The organism is Nitrosomonas sp. (assembly GCF_019635155.1).
In the GTDB taxonomy this organism is placed as follows: domain Bacteria; phylum Pseudomonadota; class Gammaproteobacteria; order Burkholderiales; family Nitrosomonadaceae; genus Nitrosomonas.
The window spans coordinates 20753-39497 of sequence record NZ_JAHBZY010000019.1; the positions used below are offsets into that span (position 1 = coordinate 20753).

Genomic DNA, 18745 nt, shown 5'->3' on the forward strand with positions numbered 1-18745 from the left:
AACTGCGTTTCAATCTGTCATTTGCTCCAAATTCTGATTCTCTACAGGCTATTAATCGATAGCCTGCCCACATTATTCTGATAAGGAGAACATCATGGCCATAAAAGACAATCCCAGATTCTACGATCTTGCCGTCATTACCGAATTAGTTGACGTTACAAGCGACAGCAAACCACCGGAAGTTTTTGCGTATGCATTCTCGGCGGATGGGCGGATGCTGACATCCGCGCCGGTTAAAGATGGCAGTAAAGCGTCATTGCGCGTGCCCGTGATGGCAAATAAAGACCGGGTGCGCATCCTGATCGGTCCGGCATCCGAAGAAAAAGAAGTCGGGTACGATGATTTGATGCGCCGCGGTGCACAGCAACAGTTTTTATTGGTCGACCCCAAAACTCCAATCAAGGAAGTAAGGTTCCGCGTATTCCCGGATATTTGGCGTTGCTGGTTACTTCATGCTTGTTTCGTGCGCGGAAAATTGATGAAACGAATTACCGTTGGCGGTACCGTCGTCGAGTATCCGGTGTGCAATGCGACCGTCGAGGTTTTTGAAGTCGATCCATTGCATATCCTGATTCCAAAGCTGCCGGATGCCGTGATCGACCGGTTGCGCGATGTGATCGTTCATCCGCGCCCATGGCCGTCAGTTGCCGATCTCCCTCGAATTCCCGAGCCATTCCCGTGGCCAGGCCCAGGACCCGATCCGGCACCGTTTGAGCGGCGCATGATGATGGCGGCCGCCGGCCCTGTGCAAGCAACCGTTCCGGCGGAAGATACCGCCGATGCCTTCGATCAAATCGCAAATGCGACGGAATTGAAATATATCGCCCAAGCCGGCAGCCGGCTGCAATTTCAGCAAGCATTGATCGACAATGCGTTCATTATCCGCCCTCTGCTCTGCCGATTTTTTCCACTGTTGGTTACCAAGCAGAAAGTCGCTACTGCGACCACGGACGCTTGCGGGAATTTTCAAACGGTGTTTTTCCGGGGCTGCAACGATACCGACATTCCCGATCTCTATTTCAAAGCGCGCCAGCGTTTATTCGGCTTCTTGGACGTGACGATTTACGAACCCAAACCGGTCTCGTGCCATACGCATTGGGATTACGTCTGCGGCACCGAAGTCACGTTGTACACCACGCATCCTTTGGCGCAAATTTGTTCACCTTGTCCGCCGGTGATCGGTCCCGCCAATTGGGTGGCGTTTCTTGCCATCGGCGCGCATGCGTTAAGCCACATTTACGGAACCGCACCGGCGCTGCAAGGCAGTACCGACGACAGTAATCGCGGCTTGACCGATAGCGGCGCGCCGTGGGGTGGATTACTGCGGCCGCGGCTGGAGTTTTCCAATGCATTGGAAGCACTCGGCGTGAAGTATTACCGGATTTTCTGGCGCAAGGGCGATAGCGGTGATTTCGCGCCGCTGAGCAGCGCGGTTTATCATTACTACCGCCACGATGTGAATACGCCGACCGGACCGATGCCCGCATGGACACCGTATCTGCTCGGACCTAAAAATGCCGATGACGGCGCCGGCCATATGGTGCCCGATTTGTTTGAAATCCCCTATCCATCGGTTGCGCCCGAAGGCGTTTGGGATGCGCCGCCGCATATCAGCGAGATCGTCGAGCATTTCACCAATGCAAAATTCCCGACGCAGGAATTGGCGGCGGGTATGACGTACGATGACAATGGCAATACCATAGGAACGGATAACAGCGGCAAGTATCAACTCAAGCTGGATTTGTTCAATGCTAATGGTCAACAGGTCAACATTGCAGCATTAGGTATCCAGTATGTGGTGCCGGATGTACCCGATCTTACCGGCACCATTTATACCACCGCCGCAGCACCGCTCGGTTTGGTCGTTGGCAACAGTATGATTGTTGCGTTACACGTCGATAATAATCACTGCTTTGCCAATATTGATGCGCCAACCATCGGGGCTTTAGCAGCGGATCCATGCTGCGGTGTGTTAAGTTATACCGCCAGCGACTCTGTGACGATGACATGGCAGGCCAAGCATCCGCATGGATTCGCACGCTACCACTTCGGCGTGGTTCGCGGTGTTAATTCCGTGTTGCAGTTGCCTTCCCCCGGCGGTTGGGATCCAGTCGGCGGCGGTTCGTTCTCAATCTCCCGGACAGTATCGAATTTGCTGAACGACAACTTGCCGCCGGGCTGCCCGGTCGATGGTTGCCCGGTCGCCGGCTTCAGCGAAAATCTTTATGTGGATGCGATGGCAACCGATGGCTGGAGCAGCGAACTCGGCTATGATGCCAGCGCGGTTCGCGCGTTTGTGCTGTCGAAAGCACCGGTTTAACACAAAAAATAAGGGGCTGTAGTAAACTCGCTACAGCCCCGAATTGTAGACAATTCGAGAAAAATAATAGGAAAGTTGCGGCAAACTTACACACTCCAACAAACAATCAATAAAGCCTGAAGAAAGAAGGTTTATTGCCCCGCGCTGTGTGGCGAGGCTGTTTATTGAAATACTAGGACTTAAGAGAAATTAAGCAACTGCTTTATTGCCTAGGAAAAATACATCGACACAAAAATCAAAGCCACTGCTACCGCACCAATGACTACTAAATTAATACCTAATTTTTTAAACGCTACAACATCGACTTCCTCTAACATATTCATAATTTCCTCCAATAAAAAGCTCTAGTGGAGTATGAATTCTGAATCAAAACAAACCTAAATTTATTGATATAGATCAAAAAATATCAAATTGATTCTGATGGTTATTTTCGTATACCTCACATACGCAACTTCGATGCCCTGTACCATTAAACCGCAGTTACTTCAGATTCCGGCTTTTCTTGATTAAATCGTAGGCGATTTGAACTTCCTGGGCTCGCTCGGTTGCGACCGCGACCATGTCTTCCGGCACCCCCTGCCCCATCAATTTGTCCGGGTGATATTGGCTCATCAATTTGCGGTAGGCGCGTTTAACTTCTTCGTCAGTGCTGTCGCTACCAACCCCCAGCGCCCGGTAAGCATCCTCCAGCGCATTCACGGAATCGGCACCGCCACCGGCAGCGAAATGCATTTGATTCAACACCATGTCGAGCAGTTGCTCGAACGCTCCCGGGGGATAACCCAGGCGACTGGCGATGATTCGCAGCAATTCCTCTTCCTCAGCATTTAAGTGACCGTCGGATAATGCCATGATGATCAGATACACGAGCAGCATTTGCTTCAGATCCGGCGAATGCCCGCAAGCCGCTAAAAATTGGCTGAGTTGCGGCTGAAGATCGTAATCCTTGGCTGCGCCTTGCTTGAATAACGCGATCGCTTGCAGCCGGTGTTCACGTGTCATGCGCAGCTTTTGCATAAACTGTTCGACATGCGAAACTTCGCTTTCGGAAACACGGCCATCCGCCTTGGCCAATTTTCCCATCAGAATAAATACTGTTTCCAGAAAAACCGATTGGCGGCGCGCCGCATTGAATGGATTGACTCCGCCGGGACCATAAGCCAATAGCCGGTCGATGAAACTGCCGCCGATCAGGCCGAGAATCAAGCCTATAAAACCCAGCACCAGAAATCCGGAAAGTGCGCCCAGTATCTTAAACACGATTAACCCGGATTAGCGATAAAGCGATCATAGTAAATTGACTACAAAATCAATATACGAGCTTGTACTTTCGGCTGCAGCAAATGCGATCATTGTGTTTGTTCCGCCCATTGTTCCGGGGTCAGTGTTTTCATTGACAGTGCGTGAATCTCCTGCTTCATCCGGTCTCCCAATGACTTGTAAACCAATTGATGCTGCTGAATCATGCTCTTTCCTTGAAAGTGCGTGCTGACAATCAGTGCGTGAAAGTGATGACCGTCGTCGCCTTCGACCTGTACGTGTTCACAAGGCAACGAAGATTCGATATAGGTTTTTACATTCTCTGCGGTCAGCATGGTTGTTCTCCTTTTGTGTGGTTTGCAGGCAAAATGACCCGCCGGTTAATGTCGTAATTTGTAGCCGGTTCTAAGCATCCGTATCGCCAGCATGGAAATGATCATCAGGCATGATGCCACAATCAACAAACTAATATAAGGTGAGATATCCGAAACGCCCAGGAAACCGTAACGGAAACCGTCGATCATATAAAAGAACGGATTGAGATGCGACAAGTATTGCCAGCCGGATGGCAATGAATGGATGGTATAAAACACCCCCGATAGAAATGTCAGCGGCATGATGATGAAATTTTGGAAAGCAGCCAGTTGATCGAATTTATCCGCCCAGATTCCTGCGATCAATCCGAGCACGGCAAGAATCCCGCTGCCAAGCAACACGAAAATGATTGACCAAATTGGAAGTTGCAGCGGAATATCAAAAAACACCCAGGTAACGATATATACACCCAAGCCGACCAGAATGCCTCTGACCACCGAAGCGAGAACATAGGCTAGAAAAATCGTGTGATACGACAGCGGCGACAACAGGATAAACACGATATTACCGCTGATTTTCGATTGAATCATGCTGGACGATGAATTGGCAAAGGCATTCTGAATAATTGCCATCATCACTAAACCGGGAATCAGAAAATGCGTGTAGGCAATGTCCGGATATACTTCCACATGCGCTTCCAATACGTGAAAGAACACCAGCAAATACAATAGTGTCGACACCATCGGAGCAAGGATGGTCTGGAAGCCGACTTTCCAGAAGCGCAATAACTCCTTGTAAAACAGTGTGAAAAATCCCGTCATTTCGTTAAATTATTATTCTTCATGATGTTGATAAACACATCTTCGAGATCCGGCTGTTGCAAGTGCATTTCGACGATTTCGATATTCGCGGCACGTAACGCCGCCAACACGGATTCGATGTGCACGTAATGATCGATGCGCAATTCATGAATCCCATCCTCATGTTTCGACAAGCGATCTTGCAATCCTTCCGGCAAAGTATCCGGTGACAATCGCAATCGCAACGAGTTGCCGGCTGTCATTTGGCCAATCAAATTATGCGTGTTATCGAGCGCCACAATCCGGCCTTGCTTCAGCATCGCCACCCGGTTGCATAATGTTTCCGCTTCTTCCAGATAATGCGTAGTCAATACGATGGTATGCCCATCACGGTTGAGCTGCTTGATGAATTCCCACAATGTCTGACGCAATTCCACGTCGACACCGGCGGTCGGCTCGTCCAGAATGATCACCGGTGGTTTATGCACCAACGCTTGCGCCACCAGCACACGGCGTTTCATACCGCCGGACAAAGCACGCATATTGGCATGCGCTTTATCGCTCAGATCAAGGCGTTCGATAATCTCATCGACCCACCGGCCATTATTGCGAAGTCCATAATAACCGGATTGAATCAGCAAAATTTCTCGTACCGTAAAAAACGGATCGAACACCAATTCCTGTGGGACGATCCCCAGATTCAATCGTGCTTGCTGGTAATCGCTCAATACATCATGCCCCATGACTTGCACAACCCCGTTATCTGCCAGCGACAAACCGGCAATGATATTGATCAGCGTAGTTTTTCCGGCACCGTTAGGGCCCAGTAATGCAAAAAACTCTCCGGGGTAAATGCTTAGACTAACGTCAGCTAGCGCATGAATTTGGCCGAAATGCTTGCTGACATGTTGAACTTCAAGTGCGGGTAACATCAGAATCAGTCGAAGAAGCTTTTTACTAAGAATCGTAACCGGCGGTTACGTGATCAGGCTGCACCGAATTCCGAGGCGTGATCGCGTGAAACCGGAAACAGCTCCATGACTCCGTATAGTTGAATGAGGCTTTTGAGACTCTCGGACATATGAATAAACTGCAGTGACCGCTTTGTTTTTTGGGCGGCTCGTTGCCATTCCAACAGCATGCTGATGATCGTGGAATCTACATCGGTCACTCCCTCTAAATCAACCATGAGCGATTGATTCCCAAATAATGCAACCCCTTGGCGGGTCAACCGCACGACATGATCAATCGTAACCGGTCCCTGCAAAACGATGCAATCACCTTCGCGCATAATGGTAGGAACCGGCATTTTCAAGTCGTTCATCGGCATTAATTTACTTTTTACCTTCCAGCGATTTGTTCTTATCAGACAACGCCTTCAACAATCCCTCGACACCGCCTTTGCGGACCTGGCTATTGAACGTACCACGATAATTAGTTACCAGACTCACACCGGCAACCGTGACATCGTACACTTTCCAGCCATCCGGTTTTTTCTCCATACTGTAATCGATCGGTACCGGTTCTTTACCATTGCCTTGAATTACCATCGTGCGCACCGTCGTTTCGACTCGATCACCTAATGCCGGCAATGGTTTGACTTTGATGGTTTCATCCTGATAGCTCGTTAGCGCATTGGAATAAGTGCGCACCAGCAGCGTACGGAATTCGTCCACCAATTTGTTTTGTTGTTCCGGTGCCGCTTTTGACCAATGCTGCCCCATCGCCAGTTGCGTCATACGCGTAAAATTAAAATGCGGCAGAATCTTGGTTTCGATCAAATGCAGCATTTTGTCTTTATTGCCATTTTTCAATTCGGCATCTTTATTAATAATTTCAAGAACTTCTTTAACAGTTTGATCGACAAGCCTATCCGGCGCCAACTCCATCGACCATGCTGGAGATATCAACAGACAGGAAAATATCAATCCAATTGTTCCAATTATTCTTTTCATTGTTACCTCACCAAGTTTTAAGTTGTTTGCAATACTAAACCAATCAGAATAAAAAAAATATCCGTTCGCTGATCAGACGACTAGAAAGAATCATCGTCCGCCGCTTTATTAAATAGGAAACGTCCGATTAATTCTTCCAGAACCATGGCCGAATTGGTTTTCATGATTTTATCACCTTCTTTGAGCATCACTTCGTCACCGCCCGCTGCCAGGCCGATATATTGCTCACCCAGTAAGCCCGACGTCAGAATGCTCGCAAACGTATCTTTTGGAAATTGAAAGCGACTGTCCATATCCATGGTTACGACAGCGTCGTAAGTTTGTGTGCTGAACTGAATATCGGTGACACGCCCAACCACAACCCCCGCGCTTTTGACCGGTGCGCGTACTTTTAGGCCGCCGATGTTTTCAAAATTTCCGGAAATGGTATAGCTGTGCGAGGGATTATAAACATTCAGGTTTCCGACTTTGAGACTCAGGATCATGAGCGCAACGACACCCATAACGACAAACAATCCCACCCACAAATCCATTGTTGTCCGCTGCATTAACTGACTCCTCTAAACATGAAAGCGGTCAATATAAAATCAAGTCCTAAAATTACTAACGACGATGTCACCACCGTGCGCGTAGTGGCCCCGGATACGCCTTCCGCTGTCGGCGGCGCATCATAACCCTCAAACACCGCAATGGCAGTCACCGCGACACCAAAAAAACAGCTTTTAATAAATCCGTTTAAAATATCGATGCGAAAATCGACCGCACTTTGCATTTGCGACCAATAGGAGCCTTCGTCCACGCCGATGAATACAACGGTCACCAGATAACCGCCGTAAACACCCATCACGGAAAAAATAGCCGCCAGCAACGGCATCGAAATCACACCCGCCCAAAACCGCGGCGCCACCACCCGCGCAACCGGATCGACCGCCATCATCCCCATCGCCGCCAACTGCTCGGTGGCTTTCATCAGGCCGATCTCCGCAGTAATAGCGGAACCCGCGCGACTGGCAAAAAGCAGCGCTGCCACTACCGGCCCCAGCTCTCGAACCAGCGACAATGCCACCAAAGTGCCAACCGCGGATTCCGAACCATACTTCTGCAATGTTTCATAGCCTTGCAATCCCAGCACCATGCCGACAAACAAGCCGGACACGACGATAATGATGAGCGATAACACCCCGGTAAAGTACAATTCCCGGATCACTAAATTGAACCGGCGGAAACTGGTTCCGGATTTTAGCAGCACCAGCAAGAAAAAACGGCTGGCAATGCCAAGACGCCAGACGCTTTCGATCGTCCGATGACCGATGTTCCGGATGTTGGAAACAATCCGTTTAGGCAAGATCGTTCTCCAGATTCAAATCCTTCCGGTACGGCTGCGCCGGGTAATGAAACGGTACCGGTCCGTCTTCCTCGCCGTGCACAAACTGATGCACGAATGGCGCGACCGACGCGCGCACTTCTTTCGGCGTACCTTCCGCTGCGATCACGCCATCCGCAATAAAATAAACATAATCAACAATTTTTAACGATTCCTGCACATCGTGCGTCACCACGATCGAAGTCATCCCCAGCGCGTCGGTCAAACGGCGGATCAGATTACCGATCACGCTCAACGATATCGGATCGAGACCGGTGAACGGCTCATCGTACATGATCAACATCGGATCCAATGCGATCGAACGCGCCAATGCCACCCGCCGCGCCATGCCGCCGGACAGCTCGTTCGGCATCAAATGGTGCGCGCCGCGTAAACCGACGGCATTCAATTTCATCAACACTAAATCGCGAATCATCGACTCCGGTAAGTTGGTATGCTCGCGCATTTGAAATGCGACATTATCGAACACCGATAAGTCGGTGAACAACGCGCCAAACTGAAACAGCATGCCCATCTTGCGGCGCAATTTAAACAGCGCATCACGATCCAGTTCATGCACCACTTGATTGGCAAATTTGACATATCCCGACGATGGTTGCATTACACCGCCGATCAGTCGCAACAAAGTCGTTTTACCGGATCCGCTCCCACCCATGATAGCGACCACCTGTCCGCGCTTCATGGTCATATCAATGCCTTTCAGAATCGCGCGGGTATCGTAAGAAAAATTCAACCCGTTGATCTCGATTAAGTTTTCAGATGACATGATGCTGCACAGTAAAATTGATTTTCCGGAAGATGCAGGTGATTAATACGATTGCTTTGAGTTTAAGATCAGCGCTGGAATCGATGGCCTGGCATAAATTACGATAAATGACATTAATGCCAATTTTAATCCAGTTTCAGTGAAAATATCGCGCTATATTCATCCTTCAGGTGATTTTTGTGTTTTTTGCTTCAATTGTTGTAAATATCGTTTCAAATCATTTTTGATTTCCGGTGCAAGCATGTATAAACCGATAATATTCGGAACCGCCATAGCAAATATCATAGCGTCGGTAAACAGAATAATATTCGACAGTTGCGCCGATGCACCGATAATAATGAATATACAGAACAATAACTTGTAAATCCATTCGATAGACAATCGCTCACCGAACAAATAGGTCGTACATACCAAACCGTAGTAAGACCACGAAATCATGGTCGAATAAGCAAAAAGGAAAACTGTTAGCGATAGCACGTATGGAAACCACGAAATACCGGATGCAAAAGCACGCGAAGTCAATTCCACTCCTTCGATGCCGCTTCCTTCAACATAAGATCCGGAAATAATGATCACCAAAGCGGTCACCATGCAAATAATCACAGTGTCGATAAACGGTCCTAACATACCCACCATGCCTTGACTGACCGGTTCACTGGTTTTTACCGCGCAATGCGCAATGGCCGAGGATCCGAGCCCCGCTTCATTGGAAAACGTAGCGCGTTGCACCCCCATCAGCAATGCGCCCATCAGAGCGCCCAATCCCGCTTCCGGGTATAGCGCCATGGCAATAATGGTGCTTAACGCGCCGGGAATCGCCTGATAGTGAATTCCTATTACAATGATTCCGGCGACAATATAAATGACTGCCATGAGTGGAACAATACGTCCCGCTACAGCCGCAATCCAACGAATACCGCCGATGATCACCATTCCAACCAAAATTGCCATGAACAAGCCGAAGAGCCAACCTCTATCCGCCAAAAACCCGGCTTCGCCGCCAGTGACAATTAATGCTTGCTGGTACGCTTGATTTGCCTGGAATAAGCCCCCGGCTCCGATGGTACCGCCAATGCAACAAACTGCAAACAATCCTGCCATGAATTTTCCCAACTGCGGTTTTTTCAAGCGCTCGAAGGCACTGTATAAATAATGCATGGGGCCGCCTGAAATCATATTCTTGTTGTCGCACTGGCGGTATTTGATACCGAGCGTCACTTCGACAAATTTGGTCGACATACTGAATATGCCCATAACCGCCATCCAAAACGCCGCGCCCGGCCCGCCGACGGAAATAGCAACCGCCACGCCGGCAATATTACCCAAGCCGACCGTTGCGGAAAGCGAAGTCATCAATGCTTGAAACCGGCTAATCTGACCGGTTAAATTACCACTATCGTGTTTTCCTCGTAACACTTCGATCGCATGACCAAAGCAGCGAATATTTATAAAACCCAGGTAAAGCGTAAAAAATACAGCAGCGATCACCAACCAGATTAAGATCAATTTGATCTCAAGATCCAATAACTGAATGCTGTAAAAAATTACGGAAGCCACCGCATTTGAAACGGGTTCAAACGCGGAATCAATTAACTTATCAATTTCCATGGATTAAAGCATTCTCCAGTTACAAAAACTGTCTGTGTTCCGGCATGGCTCATGCAATAATTTATACAACCAGACTGAGTTCAAATGCGGTTAATGTTGTGAAATAGGAATCATGATACCGTTTAATCCTATTTATTCGGACTTTAATTTAACTGATAGTATTCCATTTTCTGCTTAGCGCTATTGCACCATCATGCCGCAATCGCCCGGCAGAAAATTATTCATTTTGCCATAATTTCCGGTGATACGCATACCATACAAAGAGTTATTAAACTTACTTAACTTCACGAAGGAAGACGCCTGCATGAGATTTTGTAATAAACTCGCATGGTTACATTGCATCATCCTGGTAACACTGCCAGCAGCATTGGAAGCGGGTGAGATTTACCGCAGCATTGACAGCCAGGGACGAGTCACCTACTCGGATCAACCTTCAGCCGATGCGCGACAGCTCGCCCTCACCAATCAACCAAGCCGTCATTTATATTCCGTTGTCAGAGTTTACGATGGCGATACCATTATCTTGGAAGATAAAAAGCAAATCCGGTTACTCGGTATCAACACGCCTGAAATTCAAAGTCGCGTACGCGACAAGGAGCCGGGCGGCATTGAAGCCAAACAGTGGCTGCAAAAACAGATACAGGGTAAGAAAGTGTATTTGGAATTTGATCAAGTGCGGCAAGATAAATATAAACGCTCGCTTGCACATGTATTCACCCCGGATGGCAAGCACTTAAACTTGATGCTGTTGGAAAACGGTCTGGCGGCGGTTAGCATCATTCCGCCCAATGGCCGGTACGCCGGGAAACTGATTCGTGCGCAAGAGAAAGCCGAGAAACAAAAACTGGGCATCTGGTCCATGCCAGAATATCAACCCCGTCCGATTGCACAAATCGCCCATCACAACAAAGGTTGGCAACGATTTACCGGAATCCCCGTAGCCATCAAGAAAAACCGCAAATATACGCGCCTGATATTTGATGATAAAACCGACATCCGCATCTCCAATGCGAATCTGAATCTATTCCCATCGCTCGATACCTATGTGGGAAAATTGCTGGAGATCCGGGGCTGGGTGTCGCGCAAAAAAGATAACTATACGATGTTGATACAGCACCCCAGTGCATTAGTGCCGCGATAATCCTGCAGGTATTGCCGCCGCCACGCTATCTGATTCGTAAGCTGTCAGTATTTAAACTTTTATCGTAACTTCAAATCAATAATAGTTATTCACATTTGCTAAATCTTATGCCGATGCAGAAAGCGCATTTAACAACGGCCACTGAAAATAACCAACCCTTATGGCACCATACCGCCATTGATCAAGTGCTGGAATCCCTTGACACCGTACCGGCAGGCTTAAGCGATCAGGAAGCCGAATCACGTCTGCATACCTTCGGCGCCAACCGGCTGCCGGATCCTCCCGAACGCAGCGCCATCATCCGCTTTCTCTCACAGTTTCGTAATATTTTGATTTATGTTTTGCTCGGTTGCGCTTTGATCACATTAATACTGGCGCATTGGGCGGATACGACGGTGATTCTGGCGGTGGTATTCGCCAATGCCATCATCGGCTTTGTACAAGAAGGTAAAGCGGAAAAAGCGATGGGCGCTATCCGGCAAATGCTGGCACCTACTGCGGCTGTACTGCGTAACGGTGTGCGCCGCAGTATCGCCGGAGAAAAGCTTGTACCCGGCGATATCGTGCTACTGGAAGCCGGTGATAAAGTGCCTGCTGACTTGCGGTTATTCAAAACCCATGGATTGCAATTGCAGGAAGCGATTCTCACGGGCGAATCCATGCCGGTGCAAAAACAAGTCGCCGCGGTTGCCGGCCATGCATTGCTCGGGGATCGTTCCTGCATGGCTTATTCAGGCACTCTTGTAACGGCTGGTCAGGCTAAAGGCATCGTAGTTGCCACCGGTGCTGCAACTGAGATAGGCCGGATCAACAATTTGTTATCGGAAGTGGAGGTTTTAACTACACCGTTGGTAAAACAAATGGCGGTGTTTTCCCAATGGATCACCATTTTTATATTAATTTTGGCAGCATTATTGCTGACCTATGGTTATTTTTCCGAGCATTATGAATTTTCCGAACTGTTCATGATCGTGGTTGGATTATCGGTTGCAGCCATTCCTGAAGGTCTGCCTGCGGTGCTGACCATCACGCTTGCAGTCGGCGTGCAATCAATGGCAAAGCATAATGCCATTGTGCGGCGTTTACCCGCGATTGAAACCATAGGCTCGGTTTCGGTTATCTGCACCGATAAAACCGGGACTTTGACCCGCAATGAAATGATGGTTGCATCGGTGCTAACTCATCAACATTTATTTACGTTGCAAGGCAACGGCTATGAACCACAAGGCGCTTTATTGCTGGAAAACACCAAGGTTTCATTAGCCGAACACGCCGTTCTGGATGAACTCGCACGCGCCGCTGCCTTATGCAACGATGCCTCGTTGCATAGCCATAGCGGCACATGGGCAGTCGAAGGCGATCCTATGGAAGGTGCTTTGCTGGCATTTGCCTGTAAACTCGGTATCGATATTTATCAGACGCAAACGGCATGGACTCGTACCGACGCCATCCCATTCGACGCAAAACACCGCTTCATGGCAACTCTGAATCACGATCACGAACGTCATGCCTGCATTTTTATAAAAGGCGCGCCTGAACAAATTCTCACCATGTGCTCGCTGCAAAGCATCAGTCACGGCACGGAACAATTAAATAAAAACTATTGGCTGGAACAAGCCGACAAAATTGCGACGCTTGGCCAACGAGTATTGGCGTTCGCCGTCAAAACAGTAAAAGCGGAACATACCGTTCTTGAATTTTCCGATACTGAAAGTGATTTCGTGTTACTCGGAATGACGGGCATGATCGATCCGCCTCGCACCGAAGCAATCGCTGCAATCGCCGATTGTCATACCGCAGGCATTCGCGTCAAAATGATTACCGGCGATCACGCTAAAACAGCAGCAGCCATTGGCGAACAAATCGGATTGCAAAATCCGGCGACAGTTCTGACCGGCGCCGATTTGGATAAAATGGACGACAACGCATTGAAATCGGCGGTAATGGCCTGCGATATATTCGCCCGTACCAGTCCGGAGCACAAATTACGCCTGGTGATGGCGTTACAATCACACGGATTATCGGTCGCTATGACTGGCGATGGTGTTAACGACGCGCCGGCGCTCAAGCGCGCCGATGCGGGCATCGCAATGGGTAAGAAAGGTAGCGAAGCTGCCAAGGAAGCCGCCGAATTGGTGCTGGCTGACGATAATTTCGCTTCCATCGCCAACGCAGTACGGGAAGGCCGGACTGTTTACGACAATATTAAAAAAGTCATCACCTGGACTCTGCCGACCAATGCCGGAGAAGCGATGATAATCATTGCCGCATTACTCTTCGGGCTCGTATTGCCGATCACCCCCATTCAAATTTTATGGATTAATCTGATCACTGCTGCAACCTTGGGAATCGCGCTTGCTTTTGAACCGACCGAAGAAAACACCATGCATCGTCCACCGCGAACCCGCGGGGAGCCACTGCTCAATGGTGGTTTAATATGGCAGATTTTTATGGTATCCATTCTGTTTCTTTGCGGTGTTTATGGCGTTTACACATACGCCATCGCCCAAGGATATCCGATTGAACTGGTGCGGACACTTACTGTAAATACGATCGTGGTATTGGAAATTTTCTATTTATTTTTTATCCGCAATATCTACGGAACTTCGTTCACCTGGAAAGCCATTCGCGGCACCAAGGTCGTATGGCTGATGCTCCTGATCGTCACCACCGGACAATTCGCCATCACCTATCTGCCACCGCTGCAAGCAATATTCGGTACTGCCGCGGTCCCGTTTCTCGACGGATTGCTGGTAATCGGTTGCGGCATTGCGCTATTTGTCGTCATCGAAATCGAAAAACAAATCCGCTTGCGTATTAAGGTTTCAAAATCTTGAGAATTGAAACAGTATCATGAGCGGCAAATATTAATTCGCTCAAATAAGAGATCTTGCGAGTGTTTACAAAAAGACAAATAATGCTTTACTTTTGATTCAATTGATCGCTGATCAGATCGACTAATATTCCCCTAGATTGCAGCCCGTGCTGTCAGCGATTTTTCAATTGTTTCAATCCAAGCCAGTAACTCCCCCCGTTTTCTCCAGGTATCAATCAGCAATCTCAGATTCCGCACAGTTGTTTCAGGTTCCCACGATTCCCGGACAGCAGCGAGTGCGGAACTTAGCGCATAGGTTGCACTCTCTTCGTCCTTCGCGAGCACCGCGAGTTCTAAGCGTGTTGCATAATCCCAATAATCCGGCCTTCCCGAGGCGATACGCCGTTCAACCGCATAAGCTACCACCGGTAATACTTTTAAACGTCTCGGATCAGGTGGATCGGCAAGCTCCATTAATGTCACCGCGTTAATCCCCGGATAAGCATCGCGCCAATCCGCTTCAAAACCTTGCAAATACGCATCAATTGCCTTTTTAAGTAATCCCTTGGCGAGAAACTTGTCACCGTTTTTGCAAGCATTCTCCCAGCGATCTTTAAACACCCGCCCGAGTATGCCGTAGGTTTTGCTTGGACCACGTTTGGCGATGACATCCAATAACACTTTTTCAGCTTCATCGCTGCGACCGGCACGGTTCAAAGCCAAGCCCAATTGCTCTTGCACCATCACGGTAGCCGCGAGCGGCAGAGACATTTTTGCCACCAAATCAATCATTTCCTGCCACCCGCGCACGGCACGATACGACAAAAACAAATCAATCACGATACCGGATTCTATATCCGCCACTTTCGCATTTTGTGTAAGATCGCGCTCAACCGCACTAACGGCTGCCAATCCTTGCTTACGAGCATTTGCCAATGTTTGCTTGATCTGCTCCGAATAATTCACTCGGTTACGAAATACATCTGTTTTTAACCGTTGAATATCGGGAAATCCCTCTACTAACTGGAATACCGGGCTGTCGGCGAGTTGCTGACGTGCTTCCTGGAGCTTGGTTGTCAAACTCGCAACAACAATTTCAGGGTCTTTGGGCTTGCCGTCAGCGCCAAGATCATAGGGCAAACTGCGCAGCGGCGCCACATCAAACGGAAGCTGACCGGTATCCTTCGCAAACAGCAGCAGGGTCGAAGAAGGGCGAATCGCATGGCGCAAACCCAATTCATAAAACACATTCGCATTGGCCGTGGTTAAATCGGCAATAGCATATTCACATAAAATCAAGCGTTCGAACATCGGCTTGTGAATAATGCCACCCGCCATTTCCTCATCGGCCCGTAACGGTTCAAGTCCCGCAGCACGAATAGCCGGAGCAATTAATTCCTGATAAACCGCATCGAAATCCACCAAAATGCCGGAAATTGCGGGTTTCTTGCCAAAAGGCATTAATACAAAGCAGAGCGGCTTCATTTTGATCCTTCGGTACGAAAAAGCGCAGCCAACATTTTATATATTTAAGACTATGAGTATCAATTTCATCTTGAAAAGCAGGATTCTGATCTCCAATTTTGGCAAGGTGATCTTTCTTTTATTGTTTAGTTTCTTCAACAATCGCATAAAGCGTACTAAGTTCGCTAAAAACTTTATCGATTCTATCAATATCCATGAATTCACATTTAACTAGAAAGATTCTTCTTTTCTACAAGAAGAATCTAAATTTAAACATAAAATCTACTCTTTGCATTTTAGCGATTTAAATAATCTCTATTACAAACACTCTCACATAAATATGCAGTTTAATTTTTAGTGCTGACAAACACCCAGGATCTTTAATAAGTCCTAGCTTTCGGTGGAAACGATTCGACTGTAATCGGTTTCAAGCGCACCGGCTTGTAATCCAGCCGGTTGCCTTCGCTGAAAAATAGCGTGTGCTTTAACCATTTGACGTCGTCACGTTCAGGGAAATCGTTGCGGGCGTGGGCGCCGCGGCTTTCGCGGCGGGCTTCGGCGGAGATCATGGTGGCGATCGCGACTTCTTTCAGATTATCGAGTTCCAATGCTTCGATACGCGCGGTATTGAAGACTTTGCTTTTATCCTTGATTTCCGTTTGTTCGACACGTTTGCCCACTTCCAGGATCTTCTCCACGCCTTTCATCAGCATATCCTCAAATCGGAACACGCCGCAGTAGGTTTGCATGGTTTTGGCCAATGCTGCGTGCACTTGTGCGACACTTTCGCCATCTTTTTGATTTTCCAAGCGCGCCAATCGCGCCAGCGTTTTATCGGCAGCATCCTCCGGTAACGGTTTATGGTGTGGTTTAGTTTTTAAATCTTCGATGACTTGATGAGCCGCGGCACGGCCAAACACGACGAGATCAAGCAGTGAATTCGTCCCCAAACGATTGGCGCCGTGCACCGATACGCAGGCGCACTCACCGATCGCATAGAAACCGGATACGATCTCTTCCGGGCCGGTTTTGTACGGTGCTACCACTTGCCCAAAATAATTGGTCGGGATACCGCCCATCATGTAATGCGCCGTCGGAACTACCGGAATCGGTTCGTTGATCGGATCGACATGTGCAAATTTCATCGCCAGTTCACGGATTCCCGGCAGGCGCGTCTTGATGATTTCCGCGCCGAGATGATCGAGTTTCAACAACAAATGATCGCTTTCCTCGCCGCAACCACGACCGTCTTTAATTTCCGTCGTCATCGCCCGGGATACCACGTCACGGCTCGCCAGATCTTTGGCATTCGGCGCATAGCGCTCCATAAAGCGCTCGCCGCCGCGGTTCAACAAATAACCGCCCTCGCCGCGCACCGCCTCGCTGATCAACACGCCGACCCCATACACACCGGTTGGGTGAAATTGCCAGAACTCCATATCTTCCAGCGGAATCCCGGCACGCGCCGCCATACCCAGTCCGTCACCGGTATTGATCAAGGCATTGGTGCTGGCTTGAAAAATGCGCCCACCGCCGCCGGTTGCGAATAAGGTCGCTCGCGCTTGCAAGATCGACACTTCACCGGTTTCCATCTCGAGCGCGGTTACACCTAACACGTCGCCTTGCTCGTCGCGAATCAGATCCAACGCCATCCATTCGACAAAAAATTGCGTATTGGCACTGACATTGCGCTGGTATAGCGTGTGCAACAGCGCATGACCGGTGCGATCCGCCGCCGCGCATGAGCGCGTGGCCTGCGCACCGCCAAAATTTTGCGATTGTCCGCCAAACGGGCGCTGGTAAATTTTGCCGTTTTCCAAACGATCGAACGGCATACCGAAATGTTCCAATTCGTACACCACTTCATTGGCCTGGCGGCACATAAATTCAATGGCGTCTTGATCGCCAAGATAGTCCGAGCCTTTGACGGTATCGTACATGTGCCAATGCCAATTATCTTCGGTGACATTACCCAGCGATGCGGCAATGCCGCCTTGAGCCGATACCGTATGCGAACGCGTGGGAAAAACTTTGGATAGTACTGCGACTTTTAAGCCCGCCTCCGATAGCTGCAACGCCGCGCGCATGCCGGCGCCACCCGCGCCGACGATGACTACATCGAATTTTCTTTTGGTTATCGCCACATCAACCCCATAAAATATCCGCCGTCCACACCAAATAAAATAGCAATGCGGTAATCACCGCGATTTGCGCGAGCAAGCGAATCGCCACCGGATGCACATAATCCATCAAAATATTACGCATACCGATCCAAGCATGCCAGAACAAGCAAATGAAAAACACCAATGTCGCAATGCGCATCCCATGATGGCTGAATAAGGTTTTCCATCCAACATAGTCTTGCGGAGCCGCAACAAACAGCACTACAATCAATCCGGCTAAATAGAGTGCCATCAGCACAGCCGTCACGCGTTGCGCCAGCCAATCCTTTAAACCGTAATGCGCACCGGTGACCGCTAATTTGGCTGGTTTCACCATATTAATACTCCCGCTATCACCGTCAACGAAAATCCGGCTATTAAAACCACAACGCTGCTGGCTCGCGCTGGCGATAATGCGACACCAATATGCAAATCCAGTAGCACATGACGAATACCGGCACACAGATGATGCAGAAAGAACCACAGCGATAACAGCAGTAGCCCCTTGATCGCCGGCATCTGCCAGTAACCGATTAATATTTCGTAACTTTCCGGCGATTGCAGCAATAGCTGCATGCCGCATAATACCAAGGGTATACCGGGAAAAAACAGCAAGGCACCGCTGATTCGATGCAGTATGGAAACCACCGCGGGTAACGGTTGCTTGATCTTGAACAGATTCAGATGCTTGGGACGTTTAGGGTGTATTTTCGCTTCCATGCGGGAAATTCTAACGTAGAAAATTCAGTCACCAA

17 protein-coding genes are annotated in these 18745 nt (G+C 48.9%); 3 read left to right on the forward strand and 14 right to left on the reverse strand.

The genetic code is table 11. The features are described from left to right. Positions 1-94 precede the first annotated feature (94 nt). Positions 95-2320 (forward strand): hypothetical protein, encoded by a 2226-nt coding sequence (locus tag KF839_RS12285; protein ID WP_292918135.1) that lies wholly within the window; start codon positions 95-97, stop codon positions 2318-2320. A 480-nt stretch (positions 2321-2800) separates the two neighbouring features. Here the strand turns inward: KF839_RS12285 and djlA are convergent, their stop codons facing one another. The 10 genes from djlA to KF839_RS12335 all read right to left on the reverse strand — a co-directional run bounded on the left by djlA (position 2801) and on the right by KF839_RS12335 (position 10408). Further along, positions 2801-3580 carry a co-chaperone DjlA gene (gene djlA, locus KF839_RS12290; RefSeq protein ID WP_292918136.1) on the reverse strand — a complete coding sequence of 260 codons (780 nt, stop codon included), beginning with the start codon at positions 3578-3580 and terminating at the stop codon, positions 2801-2803. A gap of 89 nt (positions 3581-3669) precedes the next feature. Next, on the reverse strand, positions 3670-3915 hold the full coding sequence (locus tag KF839_RS12295; protein WP_292918137.1) for a BolA family protein: 246 nt from the start codon (positions 3913-3915) through the stop codon (positions 3670-3672). A 45-nt stretch (positions 3916-3960) separates the two neighbouring features. Beyond that, positions 3961-4716: an ABC transporter permease gene (locus KF839_RS12300; RefSeq protein ID WP_292918138.1), complete on the reverse strand. Its 756-nt coding sequence runs from the start codon at positions 4714-4716 to the stop codon at positions 3961-3963. Beyond that, entirely contained in the window at positions 4713-5627 is a 915-nt protein-coding gene (locus KF839_RS12305) for an ABC transporter ATP-binding protein (RefSeq protein ID WP_292918139.1), read from the reverse strand. Before KF839_RS12305 ends, KF839_RS12300 begins: the two co-directional genes overlap by 4 nt. Positions 5628-5680: 53 nt before the next feature. Then, complete coding sequence (locus tag KF839_RS12310) at positions 5681-6019, reverse strand: STAS domain-containing protein (protein ID WP_292918140.1); 339 nt, start codon at positions 6017-6019, stop codon at positions 5681-5683. A gap of 10 nt (positions 6020-6029) precedes the next feature. Beyond that, complete coding sequence (locus KF839_RS12315) at positions 6030-6650, reverse strand: MlaC/ttg2D family ABC transporter substrate-binding protein (protein ID WP_292918141.1); 621 nt, start codon at positions 6648-6650, stop codon at positions 6030-6032. Positions 6651-6730: 80 nt separating this feature from the next. After that, on the reverse strand, positions 6731-7198 hold the full coding sequence (gene mlaD, locus KF839_RS12320; RefSeq protein ID WP_292918142.1) for an outer membrane lipid asymmetry maintenance protein MlaD: 468 nt from the start codon (positions 7196-7198) through the stop codon (positions 6731-6733). Then, positions 7198-7995 (reverse strand): lipid asymmetry maintenance ABC transporter permease subunit MlaE, encoded by a 798-nt coding sequence (mlaE, locus tag KF839_RS12325; RefSeq protein ID WP_292918143.1) that lies wholly within the window; start codon positions 7993-7995, stop codon positions 7198-7200. Before mlaE ends, mlaD begins: the two co-directional genes overlap by 1 nt. Further along, positions 7988-8800 carry an ABC transporter ATP-binding protein gene (locus KF839_RS12330; protein WP_292918144.1) on the reverse strand — a complete coding sequence of 271 codons (813 nt, stop codon included), beginning with the start codon at positions 8798-8800 and terminating at the stop codon, positions 7988-7990. The genes mlaE and KF839_RS12330 overlap by 8 nt, the downstream gene beginning before the upstream one ends. A 159-nt stretch (positions 8801-8959) precedes the next feature. After that, complete coding sequence (locus tag KF839_RS12335; RefSeq protein WP_292918145.1) at positions 8960-10408, reverse strand: alanine/glycine:cation symporter family protein; 1449 nt, start codon at positions 10406-10408, stop codon at positions 8960-8962. Between the two features lie 304 nt (positions 10409-10712). Here KF839_RS12335 and KF839_RS12340 point away from each other — a divergent pair, with 304 nt between their 5' ends. Then, a complete protein-coding gene (locus KF839_RS12340; RefSeq protein WP_292918146.1) occupies positions 10713-11549 on the forward strand; it encodes a thermonuclease family protein in 837 nt (278 codons plus the stop codon). 107 nt (positions 11550-11656) lie between these two features. Continuing rightward, entirely contained in the window at positions 11657-14386 is a 2730-nt protein-coding gene (locus KF839_RS12345; RefSeq protein ID WP_292918147.1) for a cation-transporting P-type ATPase, read from the forward strand. A 131-nt stretch (positions 14387-14517) separates the two neighbouring features. Here the strand turns inward: KF839_RS12345 and KF839_RS12350 are convergent, their stop codons facing one another. The 4 genes from KF839_RS12350 to sdhC all read right to left on the reverse strand — a co-directional run bounded on the left by KF839_RS12350 (position 14518) and on the right by sdhC (position 18710). Continuing rightward, positions 14518-15849, reverse strand: coding sequence for a TRAFs-binding domain-containing protein (locus KF839_RS12350; RefSeq protein WP_292918148.1), 1332 nt, complete (start codon positions 15847-15849; stop codon positions 14518-14520). Positions 15850-16208: 359 nt separating this feature from the next. Then, positions 16209-17972 (reverse strand): succinate dehydrogenase flavoprotein subunit, encoded by a 1764-nt coding sequence (gene sdhA / locus KF839_RS12355; RefSeq protein ID WP_292918149.1) that lies wholly within the window; start codon positions 17970-17972, stop codon positions 16209-16211. A 1-nt stretch (position 17973) separates the two neighbouring features. Continuing rightward, on the reverse strand, positions 17974-18327 hold the full coding sequence (sdhD, locus tag KF839_RS12360) for a succinate dehydrogenase, hydrophobic membrane anchor protein (RefSeq protein ID WP_292918150.1): 354 nt from the start codon (positions 18325-18327) through the stop codon (positions 17974-17976). After that, a complete protein-coding gene (gene sdhC, locus KF839_RS12365) occupies positions 18321-18710 on the reverse strand; it encodes a succinate dehydrogenase, cytochrome b556 subunit (RefSeq protein ID WP_292918151.1) in 390 nt (129 codons plus the stop codon). Before sdhC ends, sdhD begins: the two co-directional genes overlap by 7 nt. Between the last annotated feature and the right edge of the window lie 35 nt (positions 18711-18745).

Excerpts from the sequence above, each read along its gene's own strand:
- KF839_RS12305 (WP_292918139.1), bottom strand. The coding sequence starts at position 5,627 with ATGTTACCCGCACTTGAAGTTCAACATGTCAGCAAGCATTTCGGCCAA.
- KF839_RS12350 (WP_292918148.1), bottom strand. The coding sequence starts at position 15,849 with ATGAAGCCGCTCTGCTTTGTATTAATGCCTTTTGGCAAGAAACCCGCA.
- mlaD (WP_292918142.1), bottom strand. The coding sequence starts at position 7,198 with ATGCAGCGGACAACAATGGATTTGTGGGTGGGATTGTTTGTCGTTATG.
- KF839_RS12315 (WP_292918141.1), bottom strand. The coding sequence starts at position 6,650 with ATGAAAAGAATAATTGGAACAATTGGATTGATATTTTCCTGTCTGTTG.
- sdhC (WP_292918151.1), bottom strand. The coding sequence starts at position 18,710 with ATGGAAGCGAAAATACACCCTAAACGTCCCAAGCATCTGAATCTGTTC.
- KF839_RS12295 (WP_292918137.1), bottom strand. The coding sequence starts at position 3,915 with ATGCTGACCGCAGAGAATGTAAAAACCTATATCGAATCTTCGTTGCCT.
- KF839_RS12345 (WP_292918147.1), top strand. The coding sequence starts at position 11,657 with ATGCCGATGCAGAAAGCGCATTTAACAACGGCCACTGAAAATAACCAA.
- KF839_RS12310 (WP_292918140.1), bottom strand. The coding sequence starts at position 6,019 with ATGAACGACTTGAAAATGCCGGTTCCTACCATTATGCGCGAAGGTGAT.
- KF839_RS12300 (WP_292918138.1), bottom strand. The coding sequence starts at position 4,716 with ATGACGGGATTTTTCACACTGTTTTACAAGGAGTTATTGCGCTTCTGG.
- KF839_RS12330 (WP_292918144.1), bottom strand. The coding sequence starts at position 8,800 with ATGTCATCTGAAAACTTAATCGAGATCAACGGGTTGAATTTTTCTTAC.
- KF839_RS12340 (WP_292918146.1), top strand. The coding sequence starts at position 10,713 with ATGAGATTTTGTAATAAACTCGCATGGTTACATTGCATCATCCTGGTA.
- KF839_RS12335 (WP_292918145.1), bottom strand. The coding sequence starts at position 10,408 with ATGGAAATTGATAAGTTAATTGATTCCGCGTTTGAACCCGTTTCAAAT.
- sdhD (WP_292918150.1), bottom strand. The coding sequence starts at position 18,327 with ATGGTGAAACCAGCCAAATTAGCGGTCACCGGTGCGCATTACGGTTTA.
- KF839_RS12285 (WP_292918135.1), top strand. The coding sequence starts at position 95 with ATGGCCATAAAAGACAATCCCAGATTCTACGATCTTGCCGTCATTACC.